This is a genomic window from Burkholderia sp. Tr-20390, assembly GCF_017104595.1.
GTDB lineage: Bacteria > Pseudomonadota > Gammaproteobacteria > Burkholderiales > Burkholderiaceae > Burkholderia.
The window spans coordinates 1-19,848 of sequence record NZ_JAAGPC010000022.1 but is presented as its reverse complement, the minus strand read 5'-3'; the positions used below and the strand labels follow the sequence as shown (position 1 = coordinate 19,848).

At 63.5% G+C, this 19,848-nt stretch carries 14 protein-coding genes; 7 read left to right on the top strand and 7 right to left on the bottom strand.

The features are described 5' to 3' along the window. Window positions 1-279: 279 nt before the first annotated feature. From G3N98_RS08795 to G3N98_RS08775, 5 genes are all read right to left on the bottom strand, one after another. A complete protein-coding gene (locus G3N98_RS08795) occupies window positions 280-1,197 on the bottom strand; it encodes a hypothetical protein (RefSeq protein ID WP_206147994.1) in 918 nt (305 codons plus the stop codon). A 25-nt stretch (window positions 1,198-1,222) separates the two neighbouring features. Then, window positions 1,223-2,260, bottom strand: a complete 1,038-nt coding sequence (locus G3N98_RS08790) for a sel1 repeat family protein (protein ID WP_206147951.1) — start codon at window positions 2,258-2,260, stop codon at window positions 1,223-1,225. Window positions 2,261-2,335: 75 nt separating this feature from the next. Continuing rightward, entirely contained in the window at window positions 2,336-3,646 is a 1,311-nt protein-coding gene (locus G3N98_RS08785) for a sel1 repeat family protein (RefSeq protein WP_206147950.1), read from the bottom strand. Window positions 3,647-3,649: 3 nt separating this feature from the next. Beyond that, window positions 3,650-5,665, bottom strand: coding sequence for a phospholipase D-like domain-containing protein (locus G3N98_RS08780; protein ID WP_206147949.1), 2,016 nt, complete (start codon window positions 5,663-5,665; stop codon window positions 3,650-3,652). Window positions 5,666-5,668: 3 nt separating this feature from the next. Continuing rightward, window positions 5,669-8,515 (bottom strand): type VI secretion system Vgr family protein, encoded by a 2,847-nt coding sequence (locus G3N98_RS08775; RefSeq protein ID WP_206147948.1) that lies wholly within the window; start codon window positions 8,513-8,515, stop codon window positions 5,669-5,671. A gap of 482 nt (window positions 8,516-8,997) precedes the next feature. Here G3N98_RS08775 and G3N98_RS08770 point away from each other — a divergent pair, with 482 nt between their 5' ends. From G3N98_RS08770 to G3N98_RS08755, 4 genes are all read left to right on the top strand, one after another. Next, window positions 8,998-9,756 (top strand): hypothetical protein, encoded by a 759-nt coding sequence (locus tag G3N98_RS08770; protein ID WP_206147947.1) that lies wholly within the window; start codon window positions 8,998-9,000, stop codon window positions 9,754-9,756. Window positions 9,757-9,852: 96 nt separating this feature from the next. Beyond that, a complete protein-coding gene (locus G3N98_RS08765; protein WP_206147946.1) occupies window positions 9,853-12,237 on the top strand; it encodes a DNA polymerase II in 2,385 nt (794 codons plus the stop codon). Between the two features lie 87 nt (window positions 12,238-12,324). Further along, window positions 12,325-13,446 carry a J domain-containing protein gene (locus tag G3N98_RS08760; protein WP_206147945.1) on the top strand — a complete coding sequence of 374 codons (1,122 nt, stop codon included), beginning with the start codon at window positions 12,325-12,327 and terminating at the stop codon, window positions 13,444-13,446. 275 nt (window positions 13,447-13,721) lie between these two features. Then, a complete protein-coding gene (locus G3N98_RS08755; protein WP_206147944.1) occupies window positions 13,722-14,039 on the top strand; it encodes a DUF4148 domain-containing protein in 318 nt (105 codons plus the stop codon). Between the two features lie 109 nt (window positions 14,040-14,148). On the opposite strand, the gene G3N98_RS08750 is transcribed toward G3N98_RS08755, so the two are convergent. Next, window positions 14,149-15,525 (bottom strand): pectin acetylesterase-family hydrolase, encoded by a 1,377-nt coding sequence (locus tag G3N98_RS08750; protein WP_174975494.1) that lies wholly within the window; start codon window positions 15,523-15,525, stop codon window positions 14,149-14,151. A 66-nt stretch (window positions 15,526-15,591) separates the two neighbouring features. Further along, window positions 15,592-16,308: a phospholipase C accessory protein PlcR gene (plcR, locus tag G3N98_RS08745; RefSeq protein WP_206147943.1), complete on the bottom strand. Its 717-nt coding sequence runs from the start codon at window positions 16,306-16,308 to the stop codon at window positions 15,592-15,594. Window positions 16,309-16,737: 429 nt separating this feature from the next. Between plcR and G3N98_RS08740 the strand changes: the two genes are divergently transcribed. From G3N98_RS08740 to G3N98_RS08730, 3 genes are all read left to right on the top strand, one after another. Next, window positions 16,738-17,961 (top strand): amino acid deaminase/aldolase, encoded by a 1,224-nt coding sequence (locus G3N98_RS08740; protein ID WP_206147942.1) that lies wholly within the window; start codon window positions 16,738-16,740, stop codon window positions 17,959-17,961. A gap of 65 nt (window positions 17,962-18,026) precedes the next feature. Next, a complete protein-coding gene (locus tag G3N98_RS08735) occupies window positions 18,027-19,433 on the top strand; it encodes a D-arabinono-1,4-lactone oxidase (RefSeq protein WP_206147941.1) in 1,407 nt (468 codons plus the stop codon). After that, window positions 19,430-19,828: a hypothetical protein gene (locus G3N98_RS08730; RefSeq protein WP_241025817.1), complete on the top strand. Its 399-nt coding sequence runs from the start codon at window positions 19,430-19,432 to the stop codon at window positions 19,826-19,828. Before G3N98_RS08735 ends, G3N98_RS08730 begins: the two co-directional genes overlap by 4 nt. Window positions 19,829-19,848: the final 20 nt, after the last annotated feature.

The window sequence follows — 19,848 nt, the reverse complement described above, 5'->3', positions numbered from 1 at the left end:
CGTGCAAGCCAGGGCACTGCCTGCTTCAAAGTCGACGCCACATCCACCATGCCGACCCGGGGCATCGATGCCCCCGCACGCCCCAACGCCCGGACGATGTCACGCCCGAATGCGAGGACTGTTCCATGGAACCGGCGACAAGGCTAGCCCCACTATACGCGCTGCCGCCGTCGCGCACACCTTCGCGGCGACCCGGCAGCAAGGAACCCGTGCGATTCAGTTTGTCATGGTTCCGATTCGATCCGGCCCCTCAAACGACTCGCGCACGACAACCTGAAGCTACGGCGACGGCATGCCCTGCGGGGTTTCAACCGTGTCACGGCTCACGGACGCGTAGAACACGCGGAACCACACCCAACAAGCCACAAAGGCACAGCCAAGAACAACGATCGCCATCATTCCGGACAACACGCCCACTCCCAGCATGCCGCCAAGCAACTGCACCGCCAAATAGAACACCACCGACGTGGATGCCATCGCCGCGAGCGACGCGCCCAGCAGACGCCAGCCGTGCAGTCGCACGAGGTCGCGAGGCAGGCCGAGTCGCGCTCCCGCAAAGACCAATGCCGCGGGAACGGCAACCGCGCCAACGTAGCCGAACATCATGCGCGCGAGGTCATCGTCAAAATAGTCGAGCAACATCGGCACCGTCGTCGTCATCAAGAGCAGACATACGCTGGCGAACAGCCACGCCGCGAGCCCGGCAACGGGCCGCGCCGCGCGACCGCGCGGCGCCTCGGGGAGCGCATCGTGGCGAAACATGCGCGTGACGAGCCGCCATGCGAACCAGGCTACGAGCGCATAAAGGGCCGCGCTCACCGGCGCGATGAGGTTCACGATGACCGTCAGATGGGTGCCATTTCTGACCAGACTCAGCAGCACCACCTGGACGATGAATATCTGTGCGATCTGCCAGACCAGCAGGCATAACGCATAGCTCGCGAGCAGCCTCGCGGGGCGACGGAACGCAAGCTGATCGCGATGCTCCCCGTGCCATCGGACAATCAGATAAACCAGGCCCGTTCGAAATACCAGGTTCTGGATGAAACTGGCCAGTTGCAAAGCCAGCATCTGCGTGTCCAACGAGAACCTCGTCAACTGCACGTAGAGACCGGATAGAAACAGCAGCGTGATGATGAGCGCCGCGACGAGTGCCGCCGCACCGGGTAGCGAGACGGGCCGAGTGGGTGAATTCATGTGGACTCCGGGGTCGATGAGGTAATCAGCCGTGCGATGTCGGGCTGCCGGGAAGCGGTAGTCCCGTCGCGGGGTCGCGATGCTTGGCTTTTGCCAATTCGTTGATGAGTTCGCCCGAGGGTTTCGGGGGCGGTGTGGCGGCGTCTTGATTCTTTTGCCACTGGAATGTGCCGTCCCACGCCGGGAGCTTTGCAGGCGGCAACGGAACGATCTTGTCCAAGTCGGGGACCTTGGGGTTACGGCCGTCATTGGCTCGAAGAAATTTTCCGATGACGTTGTATCGGTGAACACGCTCAGGATCAACGTGAACGTCAAGATTGCTTACCGGGTCGTTCCCACCATTTACATCAAACGCGCTCTCGAGCAAGAGCGCCGATTGACTGCTGCCTGCCGCGACGCTCATTTGAAATGCTTTGGCAGCATCACTGAATTTTTTGTCGGTCTGAAGACTCACGCCAAGGTAGTTCGCCGCCTCGGCATGACCCTGCTCCGCTGCACATTGAAACATCTGAAGAGCGATGTCGGGCGCAGCGTCGGCCGGATCAAGCAAGTTCGCAACGTAATATTGAGCATCGGCGCTGCCCAGATCAGCCGCTTTACGAATATATCGGCGCGCGGCAGTTTCATCGCGCTGGAGGCCATAGCCGTTCAGCAGGTAGTGGCCAATATCGTAATAGCCGCTAGCGACACCCGCCGTGATCAACTGCTCGGCAAGCTCGACACTCTCCTTCTCGGCGTCAGGTGACGACGCTACCCCGGACGAAATCAGAATTTGTAGATTGTGATTGGCCTTGTAATGCCCGAGCGCTGCTGCAATCCGGTAGTAGCGAGCGACGTCGTTGAGACCTTTCTGCACTTCTTCTTTCTCAAGATACCGGGCGTATTGAAATAATTTATCCGCCTCCGGATCGAGAGGGGGCAGATGATCGACCTCGTGGACGCAGGCGAAGGCCAGATTCAGACGTACCGCGCTCACATCAGGTAACGGACTCGCGGCATTTTCGCTCTTCGAGCAAGCTGCCAGCAGACACGAAATCAGGAGGACGATACGCGTTCTGCGCATGGTTGATCGAGCCTGTTTCGCGTGGCCGCAATCGAGCTAGCGATAGCGGCCACGCAGCATTGTGGATTGAGTCGATCAAACCTGATCAAGGTATGCCACAAGTTCCCACGAAACGTGCTCCACGCGCTGGCGCGTACCCATCATGCTGTCGAGTATCGCCAGCTTTCTCGGTTCATGCACGACGACGGACGGCAATGCGTCTCCCTTCAGAAATCGACGTTCCGTATCTCCGACCTGACCGCTACCGAGTTTCGCGCACCACACGCCGTCTTCCGGACAAGGTTGGCCGGTGCGCGCCACTGCACCCAACGGCAGGCGGGACGCGACATTTTCCGGTTGCTCGACCTGTGACGTCTTGTCTGCCGATCCCGGAAGCGGCAACCCGGTCGCAGGATCGAGATGCTTGGCTTTCGCCATCTCGTTGATGAACTCATCCGAAGGCTTCTGAGGCGGCGTAGCTGCGTCTTGCTCCTTTTGCCATTGGAATGTGCCGTCCCAAGGTGGCAGCTTCGCGGGTGGCAATGGAACGATCTTGTCGATATCGAGAACCTTGGGGTTCCTGGTTTCATGATCGGTCAGGAATTTCCAGATAGCTTCGTAGCGCTTTGATCGCTCGGTGTCCACCGAGAGGCCCAAGTAATAGAGTTCGTCTTTGGGCGACGAAGAAACAAATCCATTTTTTAAATACGAGGCAGAGGTTACATCCCCGGCCCGAACTCCTGACTGAAATATTTTCACCGCCATTTGATAATTTGCTTGCTCCTGAAGATTAATTCCGAGCACCCCGGCAGCCTCGCCATAGCCTTGATCAGTAGCGCACTGTCGCATCTGCCTAGCAATATCGGGAGCCCGATCGTGTGGCGCGAGTTGCTCAGCGACGTAGGTTTGGGCCTCAGGATTTCCCAAGTCGGCCGCCTTCCTGAAATACCGCAAGGCCATCTCGGTGTCTTGCTTTAACCCATAGCCTATTTCAAGGTAGTGCCCGATGTCGTAATAGCCACCAGGAACGCCATCATTGACTAATTTTTTTGCAAGCTCAACAGTTTCCTTTGCTCCATCCGGGGAATTGGCCATCCCTTGAGAAATCAATTTCTGCGCATTGGAATTAGCCTTATAGTGGCCATACGCTGCAGCAATTCGATAGTATCGAACGATCTCATTGAAATCCTTTGGACCATCAAGTTTCTGTAAATACCGTCCATACTGAAACAACTGATCTGCCTTCGGATCAAGCGGTGCAAGGTGTTCGGCCTCATGGACGCACGTGAATGAAAGATTGGCCCGTACGGCCGACATATCGGGTAGATTCGATTCCACTGAGTCTTCCTTTGGGGTGCAGGCACACGCCAGCAACACAACCGCATAAATTGAGAGCGACTTTCTCATTTTTCAATCTTTGTAGGAGCGTTCGTTTGACATGCGCATGAAACGAACGATTGAAGCGTATGGAGATTTAACGCCACCATTCTGGCGATCCGCATTCTTCTTAAGAATATCAGTCCATGTGGTAAAAGCCTCAGCCGGAGCATCCTGCATTCCCTCCTTGTTTGTGTGCAGGCTCCACAACTGCTTGCGTAGTCTCTTGGTCACGTCACCATTCTCGTGACAGATATTGAGTTCGCTATCCGCTTCCATGCTACGTGTGTTGATGTTCGCCGACCCAAGAGTCGTAAACACGTCGTCGATCGTCATCAATTTTGCATGAACATAGACGGGCACCCAGTTGCCCGGCGGGGAATCCGGAGCCACGAGCGTACAGACATGAACCTTGAGGCCCTCGTATTCCTGGTTGAGAACAGGTTGCGGCGCACTCTTCATTTGCGATGCAATCGATTCCCGTTGCTGTTTCAATTGTTCGACTCTCGCCTTTGCATCGGCAACCCGCTTTGCCGAGTCCGGCGAGTCGACGATGCCTTGCACTTCGAACGCCCCAAGCAACGCCTGGTTTGCCTGCGACTGCTGATCCACAACCGACGCCATCTGATTCTTCAAATCTGACTGGCGAGCGTCCTCTTGCTCCAACGCCGCGACACCCGGAATGCTCTGCGCCTTCCCCAACGCATTCAGCATGCGGTAAGTATTGACGGTCCCGGTTCCGACTGCCTCTTCACCCGAATTCGTGATGGCAAACAGATACAGTGGGCCATCCTTGGTGACGTTACGCCCCCAATGGACGTGCTTGGCAGCGACCGCCTTGATTGCATCCGCAAGCGGCGGCCATCGAAAATATTGATTCTGGATAAAGATGTGCTGCGTTGCGTTGTTCACCGCTTGCAGATAAAGCTTCTCGATGTCGCGTCGCCCCTTCTGGGACTGCGTGCGCGCGATCTGGGCCATCATCGGCGTATCACCGCCCGGAGCGTATCGAACCTTGAGGCGATCCTTAAGACCCTCCCGTGCCTTGCCAAGGCCCTGGCCGGTGGCATCGTCCCATGCCTGGCAGAAGTTCGCATTCAGATACTGCAATACCGGACCAGTCACATAGCTGGAGATGTCTTGCCACGGACTTGGACCATTTCGCCCGGTCGAAGGCGTCTTTGGCTTGTAACTGTGATCATCCGTATCCCAGTACTGATCGAGCATGTTATGCCCCATCACAAAGCCGACGGCATTCTCCGGGTCCTCATAGTCAACAAGCACCATCTTTTGGTGGTGTGTCGGAATTCCGGCACCCATGCCAACGCTGTTCATCGCCTTGGTTTCGAGGTCACGGTCCTTGTCTTTCCCATGCCAGAAAGTACGCCATGCAATCTCCGCCCGATTGGCGGGACTGAAACCCCGAGTGGCGAAGTCGACATTCTTTAGCGCGTGGTCTTTGTAGTACAGTGCACGCGCTTTTTCGTAGGCCAGTTTCGCCATGGGCTTCAGGGGCGTCACGGGCGACACCAGTGAAACGCTTGTTACGTTATTCAAGTCAGCCCGCCAATACCATTCCGCGTCGAATTTTCTTTCTTCATCAGTTTGATAGTCACGGGACAACATCGTGCTCCGACGATAGGTGTCGTCAGATATATGTTGCTTCAGCCCGGTCACCACGTCGTAGCCCGGCATGTTGTTCTCACCCAATTCGGTGAGATACAACGGGTCCCGCCAACACAGCAATCGGATCTTGACGCCTTTCTGCCCCTTCTGCTCAAGCAACTCTCCGATCCGAAGTGAGTTACCGTCGCGCTTGAAATACATGGACGGCTGAAACCCCCAGCAAATGATGTCGATGGTGTGCTGTGCTTTCATGAGCACATCATAGAGCGTCTCAAATGCTTCTTTACCGTTTACCAAGGGCCTGAATGTCGCTTGCTTCGCCGCGTATTCGGTAAATTGCAGAAACCATGGCAGCGTCGCCGTCGCGTTCGACGTGTGATTCAGAGCCAGCGGCGTAGTGAAGGTATTGTTCTGCATGGCCATGAGCTATGCGTCCGAAGAAGGGTTGAGCAGATCGTTGTACTGTTGTCGGTGGACGGCCCGATCAGGAGCGACTTCGTCGTCAGGCGAACTCTCGAGGAACTGAAACCCCTGATTGGCGAGTTTCCCATTCACCGCATCCCGATACTCACCCGGCACCGGAATCTCGTGCTTCACGCCATTCGCCATCTCCAGCGTGTACTTCTGCGTGGTGACCTGGTGATCGATCGGCAACTGCCCCGTCTTGTCGAACACGCCCTGCTTGACCAGCGCCCCGTCTGCGTAAAGCTTGTACGGCATGCCCACCGGAACGACACTGGTCGCGGACGGCGACGCCATCGTATTCAGCATCAGCCGTCGCGTCGGCAGATCCTTGAACGCCGGATTGGTCACGTCCATGCGCGTCGGTCCGCTGAACGCATGCTGCGCCCCCTTCACGTCGATCTTGCCGGGCGCATGAATCTCGATGTCGCCGCCTTTCAGCCGAATGTACGCACCGCCCGACGTCAGCAGGATTTCCTGCTGTGCCGATGCCTGGACCTTCTCGGTCACGGACGCCAGCAACAGCGACTTCTGCGCCGTCACTTCGACATTGTCCGCGTGGGTCTGAACCTCGATCTTCCCCTTCGCCGCGAACAGCTTCATCCCGGCGTTCTGCACGAACAGGCTCAGTTTCTCCGTAATGCTGGCGACGAGCGACTTGCCGGTCGCAACGTGCGTGCTTTGCCCGCTGACGATATTGACGTGCTGATCGGCTGCAACGTGCGTCGACTTCTGCGTCGACAGACCGATACCCGCAGGCGCGGCAACCAGGATCACGGGCTGCTTGAACGCGCCGGCATCGCCCGTCCCTCCACCGGCCGTCACACCGCCACCGCCCGTCGCACCCGACTCGCTGTGCTGCGCCGCATCGGCAAAGGCCTTGAAGGTGTCATGGCCCTCCTTCAGGCTTTCCGCCTTCGACGTTTCGCTTGCCTGCGACAGGCCATCGAGGATATTCGCCGAGCCGTTCAATTGACGCGTCGCCAACGTCGTATCGAGCGGCTGACTGGCGACCGGGTGCGTCGTGACGAACAGCCCTCGCCCTGCCCGCAGCGCACCGTAGGCGTCCGAACTCAGATCGAAGCCTTTGCCCAGGTAACTGCCACGCGTGTTGTCGGTCTGGTCGATCAGGTAGCCCAGGTGCAACGCTGCGTTCGTACTGCTGCTGTACAGGTGCACGCGGTTCTGGCCCGTCGAATCGTCCATCACCATCTGGTTGTAACCGCTCCCCGAGAACTCCTGAGACCGGTAACCCGACAGCAGGGCATTCGAATGCCATCGTGGCTTCGCGCTCCCGTTGTACACCCGGTGTAGCGCAATCGGACGATCGATGTCGTTCCCGATATGACCAATCAGCAATTCCTCTCCCGCGCGCGGCATGTGAACGCCGCCGTACCCGTCGCCGGTATCGGATTGCGCGACACGCACCCAGCATGAAGCACGCTCGTCGCCTTGGTTGTGCCGGTCCCAGATGAACAGCACCTTGATCCGGTTCAGGTCGTCGGTATACGCCTGCGCCCCCTTCGGACCGGCAACGATGGCCGATTCGAGTTTTGCTTCGGGCTTTTTGTGTTCGAGGGGGCTGTGATACGGAACCGACGTGCGCTGCGCTTCGATGGCAACGCGATAGAAACCCGTCGAGCCATCGGCATGCGACACGGCGAACAACTTGTCCGTGTCGTCCGCTTCGGCCTGCTTCACTGCCTGATAGAGGCTATGCGGGTAATTTGCTTCGTGCCCCGAAAGAGGCACGTTGTTGACGATGATCCACTCGACCTCGAGCACCGCGAATTCCCGATGGTCCGCCGCGTCCTGATCATGCTCGGGATGTCCGGTCAGCGTGAATCGCCGCCCCGCATCGATGCGGCGCACCCCGCCGACACCGTCGTAGCGCTTGGCCTGCGACTCCCATTCCTCCATGCGGATCTTGCTGAGATGGTCGCCACGCTCCTGCTCGGGGTACGTATAGCCGCCCGTATACTCATACACTTCGGCCTGCGAAGGGAGATCGCCCTGATTGGCCATTGTTGGAACCGACGTCGCTTTCGGATTGGCTGGCGTGGCCGGATTCTTGTAGTCGAATGTTCGCGTCGACAACAGGACAGACTGCAGCGTCCGCGTTCCGGCCCACTGCGTCAACGCGTCCACTTCGCCATGAACGCCCGCGCGGGAAAATTCGACCGTTGCCGGCGCAAGCGGCTCGAGCGTCTGAAGACGATCGGTAATCACCAGCGTATGGGATTTGCCGTCCTGCGCCTGTTTCCAGATGCCGTACAGGCCCTCGGATTCGAGCAGCCGGTGAATGAAATTCCAGTCGGTTTCGTCCTGACGGCAGTACGAGCGCGAAGGCAGCGGTTGCGACAGTTCAAAGCGATACATCCCGCGTGCCTGCGGATGATCGTTGAATACATCGGTAATGATCGCGTCGACGCTTTTGTCTTGCCAGTGACGCTGGTCGCGGCGGAACTTCAGAAAATGCAGCCACGACGAGAAACTGAGCTGGTAGCACGCGAGGCCACCGTCTACGCCGAGTTTTCTCGCGGTATGAACGTAGCCGTGGTGCGGAAAATAGGTCTTGTCGGTCTGCTGGATCCACAGCGTGATCGGCTGCGAAATCAGTGTCTTGAGTTGGACATCGTTCGACGTCGACACGCAGTCGATCATGAACAGGTAATCTCGACCGATACGGGACTGCCCATATACCCGATGGGGGATCAGAACATTGTTGCCAAGCGGAGTATCAAGTTTGAGAAGCCGCTCCTGCTGGGCCAGCCCTCCCGTAATCGCCCCGATCACGCCGTGCGCATCCATAGCGCCTCTCTCAGAATTATGTTGTTCTTGACTGACGATTCTAAGAATGACGATTCTGTGACGTCAATCGGGTGGAATTCAAATAATTGAAAACTGTAATTATTCATTCATCCACATGAATGGCTTTAGTAATTTCACCCTGCTGCTCCGCACAACCCATTCGCACCGGTATCCCGGCAGCCCAGTGACGCCTGGCGACGACTTCCGCGCAATGCGACGCCGCATCTTTCCGCTTGACGTTCCTACCCACACGACGCCCGCCAACTGCGATCCCCGCCCCATACGCCCTGTTATGATCGTTCGCCTCACGTCCGTTGCCGGCTCCTCGCAGAAAAGGTGACCGAACAACTTCCCCATCGGTGTGAGCACAGGCAGCACCTCAAGAAGAGCAACCGAGAGAGACGACGGGACGCCACACGTACCCGCCACCTATTTCCGATCCGGCCGTGCGGGCTTTCGGTCCGCCATCAGGAGACATCGCCATGAATTTCATCCTGCGCGTCGGGCGTACCTGGGATACCCAGATCGCCGCCATTCGCAACGCAGTCACGGAAGACACCAACCTGATCCGCTACGACAACACGTTCTACCGGATCTGCTCGAACGCGTTGCCGCCCTCCTTCACGGTCAGCGTGCTCCCCAGCACCGTCAGCCCGCCGCTCGTGTTGAACATGCGCACGCGCGACCTGTACGTCGAGCTGATTGGCGGCCATCCGTTCGAGAATTACTCGCACAACCTCGACAGGATGCCGTTCGAAGCAACCGCCACCAGCGGCGAGGATGCGGAGCGCGGCTTCTCGCTCGACAGCGCGATTCGCGGCCTGCTGCGCATACAGGGCGGCGACAAGCGCATGCTCAGGCCCGAAGACCGCTTCCTCGCGCAATCGCTTGTCGTGTTCTGCGTGGCCGAATCGCTGCGGTTCGACAGGATCGCGACCGAACTCGGGCAGTTCTTCCGATCGTCTTACGACCCGAACCATCCGGAGATCGGCAATTTGCTGAAAGGGGTCGCGCGGATCCGGTACCTGCATTCGTGGCTGCAGATGGCGAAGAACTGGGAAAAGACGACCAAGGATGTCTTCGACGGCATCCCGGACAAGATGCGCGAGATCGTCGTCCAGCCCCGCAGCCGGTTGTCCCCGGCCGACCGGCAAGCGTCCGCGCGCGTCGACCTCGTCGGGTTCGGCGACGTGACGCGGTCCATCGCGCCGGGCATGCGGGTACTGATGCGGCCGTCGTGATGCGGTGACGTCGTGACGCTCTCGCGGCCGGCGCCTGCGGTTCCCCCGCCCAAGCGCTAAAATCCGCCGCCTGGGCATCCACCGCGAGCAAGCGTTTTGACGGCGTTCGAGCAGGGTTTCATCCTCACCCGCCACTGGCGGGACACCGCATCCGGCATCGAGATCGAGTTCTGGCTGGCAACCGAACACGGTCCGCGCCGCGTACGGTTGCGCCCGCAGGAAGCCGTCGCGTTCATTCCGGCCGAACAGCAGGCGCTCGCCGAACGCGCGCTGGCCGGCGAGCGCGAGGCCGAGTTGCGCCCGCTCGCGCTGCGCGACTTCCGGCAACGCCCGGTCGTCGGCCTCTATTGCAAGCGCTATCGCCATCTGTCCGGGCTGCAGAAGCGTCTCGCGGCAGCCGGCGTCGACGTCTACGAAGCCGACGTGCAGCCGCCCGACCGCTACGCGATGGAGCGCTTCATCACCGCGTGCGTGCAGTTTCGCGGGCAGCCCGATCGCGACGGCACGCTGACCGGCGCCGAACTGAAAACCGCCGACGGCTATCGCCCGGCGCTGCGCTGCGTGTCGCTCGACATCGAAACCAGCGTGCACGGCGAGCTGTATTCGATCGCGCTCGAAGGCTGCGGGCAACGGCAGGTCTACATGCTCGGCCCGCCGAACGGAGGCGACGGTGACGACGCAAACGCCGTCGACTTCAACCTCGACTACTGCGACAGCCGGCCCGCGATGCTCGCGCGGCTCAACGAATGGTTCGACGAACACGATCCCGATGCGGTGATCGGCTGGAACCTCGTGCAGTTCGACCTGCGCATCCTGCATGCCCATTCGGAGCAATACGGCATCCCGCTGAAGCTCGGGCGCGGCGGCAGCGTGCTCGACTGGCGCGCGCACGGCCAGCAGCCCGACCACTTCTTCGCGGGCGCGGCCGGCCGGCTGATCCTCGACGGCATCGACATGCTGAAATCCGCGACGTGGACGTTCCCGTCGTTCAGCCTCGAATACGTGTCGCAGGCGCTGCTCGGCGAAGGCAAGTCGATCGACAACCCGTACCAGCGGATGGACGAAATCCAGCGCCGCTTCGATCACGACAAGCCGGCGCTCGCGCGCTACAACCTGAAGGACTGCGAGCTCGTCACGCGCATCTTCGACAAGGCCGACCTGCTGTCCTTCGCGCTCGAACGCGCGAGCGTGACGGGCCTCGCGGCCGATCGCACCGGCGGGTCGGTCGCGGCCTTCACGCATCTGTACCTGCCGCGCATGCACCGGCTCGGCTATGTCGCGCCGAACCTCGGCGACGTGACGGGGCAGAACAGCCCCGGCGGCTTCGTGATGGATTCGCGCCCCGGGCTGTACGACTCGGTGCTCGTGTTCGACTACAAGAGCCTCTATCCGTCGATCATCCGCACGTTCCTGATCGATCCGGTCGGGCTGATCGAAGGGCTCGCGCATCCCGGCGACGACGCGTCGGTGCCCGGCTTTCTCGGCGCGCGCTTCTCGCGTACCGCGCACTGCCTGCCCGATATCGTGCGCCGCGTGTGGGAAGGCCGCGACGACGCGAAGCGGCAGCGCAACGCGCCGCTGTCGCAGGCGCTGAAGATCATCATGAATTCGTTCTACGGCGTGCTCGGCTCGACGGGCTGCCGCTTCTTCGATCCGCGCCTTGCGTCGTCGATCACGATGCGCGGCCACGAGATCATGCACCGCACGCGCGAGCTGATCGAAGCGCAGGGTTACGAAGTGATCTATGGAGACACCGATTCGACGTTCGTGTGGCTCGGCCACGCGCACGACGACGACGAAGCCGGCACCAAGGGCCGCGCACTCGTCGAGCACGTGAACCGCTGGTGGCGAACGCACCTGCGCGAAACCTTCGGGCTCGAGAGCGCGCTGGAGCTGCAATACGAGCGGCACTACCGCCGCTTCCTGATGCCGACCGTGCGCGGCGCGGAGGAAGGCAGCAAGAAGCGCTACGCGGGCCTCGCGGCAGCGACCGACGGTGGCGAAGACCTCGTCTTCAAGGGGCTCGAAACGGTGCGCACCGACTGGACGCCGCTCGCGCAGCAGTTCCAGCGCGAGTTGTACCGGCGCGTGTTCAGCCGCGAGCCGTACCAGGATTTCATCCGCGACACCGTGCGGCGCACGCTGGCCGGCGAATTCGACGACCAGCTCGTCTACCGCAAGCGCGTGCGCCGGCCGCTGCGCGAGTACGAGCGCAACGTGCCGCCGCACGTGCGCGCGGCGCGGATCGCCGATGCGTTCAACCAGGCACAGGGCCGACCGCTGCAGTATCAGCGCGGCGGCTGGATCAGCTACGTGATGACGACGGCCGGCCCCGAGCCGCTCGAAACGATGCGCTCGCCGATCGACTATGCGTTCTACCTGAGCCGCCAGTTGCAGCCGGTGGCCGACGCGATCCTGCCGTTCCTGCGCGACGACTTCGAGCGCGTGATCTCCGGGCAGGGGCAGTTGTTCCAGGAGTAGCCGTGCCACGTCGGGCAAGGGAGACACGGCGGGCCGGTTAAAATACCGCGCTGCTGCGCGTCCTGCCGCAGCCGAAGGAGATTCATCATGACCGCACGTCGCGGAACAGCGGTCGCCATCGCGCCCGGCCACGAGGCAGCCAGCCTGTCGAACGCCCAGAAAGCATTCAATACGCTCGTCCAGCAGATCGAGAAGCGGCGCGAGCGGCTCGGCGCGTGGGAAGCCGCGATGCCGGCCTTCCAGAAGAAATTCGTCGACGAGCTGTTGCCGCTCGAACAGACGTCCACCGCGCTGCGGATCCGGTTGCTCAATCAGCTCGACGACGCGTATCTGCAGAAAGGCTTGAGCAAGGCGGAACAGCACACCCTGTCCGGGATGATCGCCAGCATGGCGCGCGACTTGCTCGACTTCAGCGACGACGCGCAGTTGAAGGCCATCCACGCCCGGCACGGCGCCGCCGATCACGGCGGCAACGCAGCAGCCGAGCCGGACCCGGAGCCGAAGCCGAAGCCGGAATCGACGCCTGGCGTGACGAAGGAAGACGATCTCGACGCGCTGTCGCCCGAAGAACTCATGGCGCGCATGCAGGCCGAACTGGACGCGCAGTTCGAGCGGGACATGGCCCAGCACGCGGCCCGCGAGGCACAGCGCGCCAAGCGCAAGAAAGCGCCCCGCCAATCGGCCGCGCTGGCGAAGCGCGAAGCCGAGCAGGCCGAAGCGAGCCGGTCGATCCGCGAGGTCTACCGGAAGCTGGCGAGCGCGCTGCACCCCGATCGCGAGACCGATCCCCAGGAACAGGAACGCAAGACCGTGCTGATGCAGCGGGTCAACCACGCTTACGCGAACGGCAAGCTCCTGCAACTGCTGGAGCTGCAACTGGAGATCGAACAGATCGACCGGCACGCGATCAACGGCCTCGGCGAGGATCGGCTCGCGCGCTACAACGGCATCCTGGAAGATCAGCTTCGCGAGCTGGACCAGGAGATCCAGGACGTCGAGACCGGTTTCCGGCGGACTTACGGCATCGCGCCGTCGGTCAAGGTCGCGCCCGATACCATCATGCGCATGCTCACGCGCGACATCGCCGGCATGCAGCGCAGCATCCACGACCTGAACCTGACGCTGCGCGAGTTCGACGATCCGGCGAACGTCAAGGAATGGCTGAAGGACATGAAGCGCCAGCGGGCTTTTCCGCGTTTCGACGACTAGCCGTGCCGGGCAGGCATGCGTCTGCCCGCCGAGCATCGCGTGCGTAGCCGGTCCGACGCAACGGCGGCGTGCCCCGCATCGATCGGCAATCCACGCGAATCAACCCACCCGGAACCGGGCACCAAGGACGCCGTATTTCCCCCACTGTCACGGATTCAGGAACACTGTTGGACAGGAATCGGCATTTATCCGGCCGATCCGGGTTCCTAAACTTGTCTCGTCGGTTCAGCCAGCCGCCATCGCGCCGAACCGCAACGAAACCGTCTGAGGAAACCGTGAAATCCATCATCGTCACCATCGCCACCGTCGCCGCCACCGCCCTCCTCGCCGCACCGGCCGTGTCGTACGCGCAGTCGTCGCACTCGACGCTCACGCGGGCGCAGGTTCGCCAGGAACTGTTCGACCTCGAATCGGTCGGCTACGAGCCGATCGCCGCTGATGGCGACAACTATCCGGGTGACATCGTCGCCGCGCAGGAACGCCTGGCCGCCAAGCGGCTGGCCGAGCGCAAGAGCGCCGAAGCGGCCTACGGGTCGAACGGTGCGCCCGGCACGGATTCAGGCGCGCCGGCGGTTGCGGTGGTGAAGCCGTAACGTAACGCCGCTCCACCGCACGGCCACGCATCGACGCAGGCGAGCGGCCACGACACCCGGCCGCCGCGCTGCGCCGCGCTCGCCCGTTCGGGCGAACCGCCGCTTCACGTCACGCCCGGTGCCCCGAGATCGGCCCCGCTTCGCCGGTCAGGTTGAAGATGCTGTCGATCCACGCCAGAAACGTCGAGAACGTGAAATCCGACCCCTGCTGCGTGCGGAACGCCTTCATCACCGGTGTCTCAGCCGGGTCCTGCTGGTTCAGCAGGTTGTCGACGAAGGTGCCGATATCCGCGTCGATGCCGTGCTCGTGGATCCCCGACCCGGTGAAGCTGACCGCCGTCACCTGGTGGTTGGCGATGAAGTCGTTGCGTGCCCACGGCATGAAATAGCCGAAGTTCGGCAACGGGTTCAGCGTCTGCTTCAACCCGTCCAGCTCCTGCTCGAACATCGCGAGCGACAGTGAATCCTTCGTCGCGTCGTCGGGCGCCGCGATCACGGCCGGCACGAACGCGCGATAGTGATACGCGGCGATGATCTTGTCGCGCTGGTAGCTCGAGAAGCCGAAGCGGTCGTGCGGGAATGTCGCCGACAGCGCCGCATACGCGCTCCCCATGTTGCCCGGATCGAAATGGCGGGTCAGCCGGCTGTTCACGGTGATCATCCCGTCGGGGCCCGTCATCCCCCACTCGGTGCGCACGCGGTCGTACAGGCCGACCGACGGATGCGTGGCCGCGTCCGCGTCGAACGGCGTGTTGAAGACCGTGCCGGCGTCGTCGAGCAGCGAACTATGCGCCTGCGGCTGCAGCGTGTTGCGCAGCGTCGCGTAGTTCGCGAGCGTGCCGTAGCCGCCCGCGCTCATCCCGTACACGAGCAGCCGGTTCGGCTTGCCGAAACCGTGCGACGTCAGCCACTGCGCGACGGCCTGGATGTTCTTCAGCCCGCTGTAGTGCTGCAGTCGCCAGTCGCCGCTCGGCGACGTGTAGTTGCGCACCGCGCTGCCCATGTGGATATCTCCGGTGCAATAGGGCACGAAAACCTGTGTCCACTGCTGCGTCTCGACCTTCGGTTCGCCGACGAGAATATGCGCGAGATCCATCCGCGTGAGCAGCGGCGACAGGAACGACGACAACAGGCTCTGGTTCGCGGTGCCGTTCATGTAGTTGTGCGGAATGCCGTCGGGGTTGAAGCCGCCGAGGCCGGCCTCGGCGCCGGTCGACGTCTGCGTGCAGGTACCGTAGTCCCAGCACGCGCCGCCCGGCTCCATCATGTACAGCAGGTTGTCCGACTGCGCGCGATTGACGTAGAAGCGCATCGGCGTGCCGTTGCCGCACGACGCACCGGTGCTCTCCGGCAACGTCACTTCGTACCACGAATAATACGGAATCGCCGGATCCGGCATCGTCGTATCGGCGGCGTGACCGTTCAGTGCCGCGCAACCGAGCAGCGTGGCAACGGCCGCGCGCAGCAGGCTTCGTGCTGTGGACATCTCCCCTCCTTGTCGATGGACATGGCGCGGCCGCCGGGCTTCGCCTCGGCGTCGCGGATTCGGCGCTCAGTGCACGCCGGACGATGAAGCGCCGTCGAACAGCTGGACCCGCAACGCCTGCAGGCGCTGCGCGATGGCGGCTTGTTGCTGGTCGGGATCGGGAACGCTCGCCTGAACCTGCCGGACGACGTCGCGGCTCTGCTGTTCGTACGAGAGATAGCGCGGGTCCTGCGCCGGCGACGGGCCGACCGTCTGCTGCGCATAGGCGTCCCATTGCGCACGCATCGACCGGATCGCCGCGCCGCGCGTCGCGGGATCGGCTTCGGTATCGGTGAGCAGCGCCGCGCTCAGCGCCTCGGCCTGCACCGGCACGATCTCGTTGCGCGCGACATGGTCGGGGAGTGCGTCGAGAATCCGGTGCGCGAGCGCGGCGCGCTCGGCTTGCGGCATGCTGTTGCGGCGATCCCCATACGCGGCAACCTCGTCGCGAAAGCGCGCGAACGCGACGATGCGCTTCACTTCGGCATCCGCATCGGGGCGCCCCGCGAGGCTGCGGCGCAGCGCGTCGACGTCGAGCCGCCGCTCCTCGGGGCCAGGCGTCGCGGCGCCGGTGCCGAACGTATCGGCCGTGCCTGGCTGCGCGCCCGCCATCGTGGTCGCTGCTGTGCCGGACGACGCGGCTTGCGCCGGCGTCGCCGCTTCATATCGCCAGACTGCAACGACGACCACGCCGATCGCCGCGATCGCGCCCGTGCGCCGCCAGAGTGCCCTGTTCTTCTTCACGTCGCCTCCTCGTCACGTCATGCCGTTCTTCGCCGGTGCATCCGCGAGTAGGTTCTAGGTTGAATCCGGCAGGCAGTCAAAAGCGGATCTAGAACGCCGGCACTAAACCTGCTCGCGGCGGCCTCGCCCCGCAAGATGTTTGAAACGCGTTTCGTGATCGTTCGGCCGGCGCGCCATGTCGCGCGTCACGCCCGTCCGGCGGCGGTTCGGGCCGATACGTACCGCCTGTGCCGCGACACCAAGCAAGCGGCGATCCAGCCGCACGGCGCGCGACGGTCACACATCGGCGTGACCGATACGGATGGCCGGATAAGACCCGTCGAACGACCCGCTGAGCGCTTGGTCGCCATTTTGGCCAGCCCTATGCTGGTTTCCGACACGCGCCGAACGGTCGGCGCGACGACCACCCCACCCAGCCGAGCCCGTTCCATGAGCCGTGCAGACCTTCCGCATCGCGCACCCGCCGCCGTCCACGACTATCCGACCTATCGCGACGCGCTCGCGGGCCGCCGGCTACCTGCCGCATTCGTCGACCTCGACTGCCTCGACGCGAACCTCGCCGACCTGAAGCGCCGCGCACGCGGCCTGCCGATCCGGCTCGCGACGAAGTCGGTGCGCTCGCGCGAACTGATCGGCGCGGTGCTCGCCGCCGGCCCGTTGCAGGGGCTGCTGTGCTACTCGGCCGCGGAAGCCGCATGGCTCGCGGACGGCGGGTTCGACGACATCGTCGTCGCGTATCCGACCGTCGAGCCCGACGACCTGCGCGCGGTCGCCGCCCAACTGAGGCGCGGCCGCTCGATCACGCTGATGGTCGACGCCGCCGCGCAGGTCGACGCGATCGACCGCATCGCCCACGACGCGCGCGTGACGATCCCGCTCGCGATCGATCTCGACATGTCGTCCGCGTATCCGGGCCTGTACTTCGGCATGTACCGCTCGCCGGTGCGCGACGCGGCCAGCGCACTCGCGCTCGCGAACCGCATCGCCGAGCGGCAGCACGTGCGGCTCGACGGGTTGATGGGCTATGAAGGACAGATCGCCGGCGTGGCCGACACGGAGCCTGGCAGCAGCGCCCGCAACGCGCTGGTGCGGCACCTGAAGCGCCGCTCGGCGCGCGAGATCAACGCGCGCCGCCAGGCGGCCGTGCAGGCGCTCGCGGCCGCCGGCCACGCGCTGCGCTTCGTGAACGGCGGCGGCACCGGCAGCATCGAGAGCACGCTCGACGACGCATCGGTCACCGAGCTGGCGGCCGGCTCCGGCCTCTACGCGCCGGCGCTGTTCGATCACTACGCGGCGTTTCATGCGCAGCCGGCCGCCGGTTTCGCGCTGCCGGTCGTGCGGATTCCGCAGCCGGGCATCGTGACCTGTTCGGGCGGCGGCTATATCGCATCGGGGCCGGCCGGCAAGAGCCGCCTGCCGAGGCCGTGGCTGCCAGCCGGCTGCACGCTGATCGACAACGAAGGCGCGGGCGAGGTGCAGACGCCCGTGCGCGTGCCGCGCGGCGTCGCACCGGCGATCGGCGATCCGATCCTGTTCCGCCACGCGAAGGCCGGCGAACTGTGCGAGCGCTTCAACACGCTGCTGCTGATCCGCGGCGGCCGCGTGGTCGGCGAGGCGCCCACCTATCGCGGCGAAGGCAAGAGCTTCTTCTAGCGGGCCACGCGGCCCGTCGTTCAAACCGTTCAATCCATTCAAACGACAACCACGGAGACAAAGCCATGTGGCGCAACTGGTCGGGATATGTCTGCAGTCCTGATGCAACCGTGTCGACACCTGCGTCGCCCGCCGGGCTCGCGGCCGTGCTGCGCGACGCGGCGGCCGCCGGCGCCACCGTGCGCGCGGCCGGTGCCGGTCATTCGTTCTCGCCGCTCGTGCAGACCGACGACGTGATCCTGTCGCTCGACGCGATGCAGGGCGTGATCGACGTCGACCGCGACCGGTGCGTCGCGCGCGTGCAGGCCGGCACGCGGCTGTGGGCGCTGGGCCCGGCGCTCGCCGCGCACGGCCTCGCGATGGAGAACCTCGGCGACATCAACGTGCAGTCGCTCGCCGGCGCGACCAGCACCGGCACGCACGGCACCGGTATCACGCTCGGCAACCTGTCGACGCAGATCGACAGCCTGACCTTCATGTGCGCGGACGGCAGCGAGATCCGCGCGAGCGCCGACACACATCCCGACCTGTTCGCCGGCGGCCGGATCGGGCTCGGCGCGCTCGGCGTGCTGACGGAGATCGGCCTGCGCCTCGTGCCCGCGTTCAAGCTGCGCCTCGAGCGCGGCGGGATGCAGCTCGACGACTGCCTCGCGCAAGCGGATGCGCTGATCGCGAAGCATCGCTCGTTCGAGTTCTACTGGTTCCCGCATACGGACACCGTGCTGACCAAGGCGTGGGACATGACCGACGAGCCGGCCGACGCGGTGCACTGGGCGAGCCGTGCGTCCGAATCGTTCCTCGAGAACACGGTGTTCGGCGCGCTGTGCGGGCTCGGCCGGCGCGTGCCGTCGCTGTGCCCGGCGCTGAGCCGGATGTGCGCATCGACGGTGTCGGCCGGCCGCCACGTGGATGCGAGCTACGCGATGCTGTCGACGGTGCGCCGCGTGCGCTTCAACGAAATGGAGTGGTCGGTGCCGGCCGAACGCGGCGCCGATGCGCTGCGCGAGATCCGCGCGTTCATCGCGCGCCGCAGCTTCCCGCTGATGTTCCCGCTCGAATACCGCTGGGTGCGCGGCGACGATATCTGGCTGAGCCCCGACTACGGCCGCGACAGCGTGCGCATCTCGGTGCACCAGTATCGAGGGATGCCGTTCGACGCGTACTTCTCGGGCGTGCAGGCGATCTGCCGCAATCACGGCGGGCGGCCGCACTGGGGCAAGGTGCATGCGATGAAGGCCGCCGAGCTGGCGGCGTGCTATCCGCACTGGGACGATTTCCTCGCGCTGCGCGAACGGATGGACCCGCATGGCCGCTTCCTGACGCCGTACCTGCGCACGCTATTCGGCCTGCCGCAACGCGCAAGCGTAGCCTCAGCCGCGTGCGCCACACCGGCCCGCCGAGGGACACACCCGATGCACGAAACGGCCGGCATCGCACAAGATCGGCCGCGATCCAACCAGGAGGCCTCATGAGCACCGCCACCCTGCATGCCGCCGCACAGTCGCGCCCCGATCCGTCGACCGGCGCCGTCGTTCGTCTCGCGTTCGCGTTCGCCGCGGCCACCAACGGCCTGATCCTGTCGCCGTTCCTCGTCGCGGCCGTGATGACGCGCTTCAGGCTCGACGAAGGCACCGCGACCGCGCTCGTCAGCGCCGAGATCCTCGGCATCGCGATCAGTTGCGCACTGCTGTCGCACCGGATCGCGCGCGCCGCGCGGCCGTTCACGCTGGCCGGCCTGGTCGGCACGATCGCCGGGCAGGCGCTCAGCGCGGTCGCGCCCGGCATCGAGATCGGAAGATCGGAAGAGCGGCGGGGAGGGAAAGAGTGTATGGCTGTGGTGGGGTTTGGGGTGTCGGGGTACGCGTAAGATAGAAAGTGATGGAGATA

Bases quoted from the DNA above. Each gene is read 5' to 3' on its own strand.
- G3N98_RS08780 (WP_206147949.1), bottom strand. From the start codon at position 5,665: ATGGCCATGCAGAACAATACCTTCACTACGCCGCTGGCTCTGAATCAC.
- G3N98_RS08735 (WP_206147941.1), top strand. From the start codon at position 18,027: ATGTGGCGCAACTGGTCGGGATATGTCTGCAGTCCTGATGCAACCGTG.
- G3N98_RS08730 (WP_241025817.1), top strand. From the start codon at position 19,430: ATGAGCACCGCCACCCTGCATGCCGCCGCACAGTCGCGCCCCGATCCG.
- G3N98_RS08790 (WP_206147951.1), bottom strand. From the start codon at position 2,260: ATGCGCAGAACGCGTATCGTCCTCCTGATTTCGTGTCTGCTGGCAGCT.
- G3N98_RS08775 (WP_206147948.1), bottom strand. From the start codon at position 8,515: ATGGATGCGCACGGCGTGATCGGGGCGATTACGGGAGGGCTGGCCCAG.
- G3N98_RS08740 (WP_206147942.1), top strand. From the start codon at position 16,738: ATGAGCCGTGCAGACCTTCCGCATCGCGCACCCGCCGCCGTCCACGAC.
- G3N98_RS08750 (WP_174975494.1), bottom strand. From the start codon at position 15,525: ATGTCCACAGCACGAAGCCTGCTGCGCGCGGCCGTTGCCACGCTGCTC.
- G3N98_RS08770 (WP_206147947.1), top strand. From the start codon at position 8,998: ATGAATTTCATCCTGCGCGTCGGGCGTACCTGGGATACCCAGATCGCC.
- G3N98_RS08795 (WP_206147994.1), bottom strand. From the start codon at position 1,197: ATGAATTCACCCACTCGGCCCGTCTCGCTACCCGGTGCGGCGGCACTC.
- G3N98_RS08785 (WP_206147950.1), bottom strand. From the start codon at position 3,646: ATGAGAAAGTCGCTCTCAATTTATGCGGTTGTGTTGCTGGCGTGTGCC.
- G3N98_RS08760 (WP_206147945.1), top strand. From the start codon at position 12,325: ATGACCGCACGTCGCGGAACAGCGGTCGCCATCGCGCCCGGCCACGAG.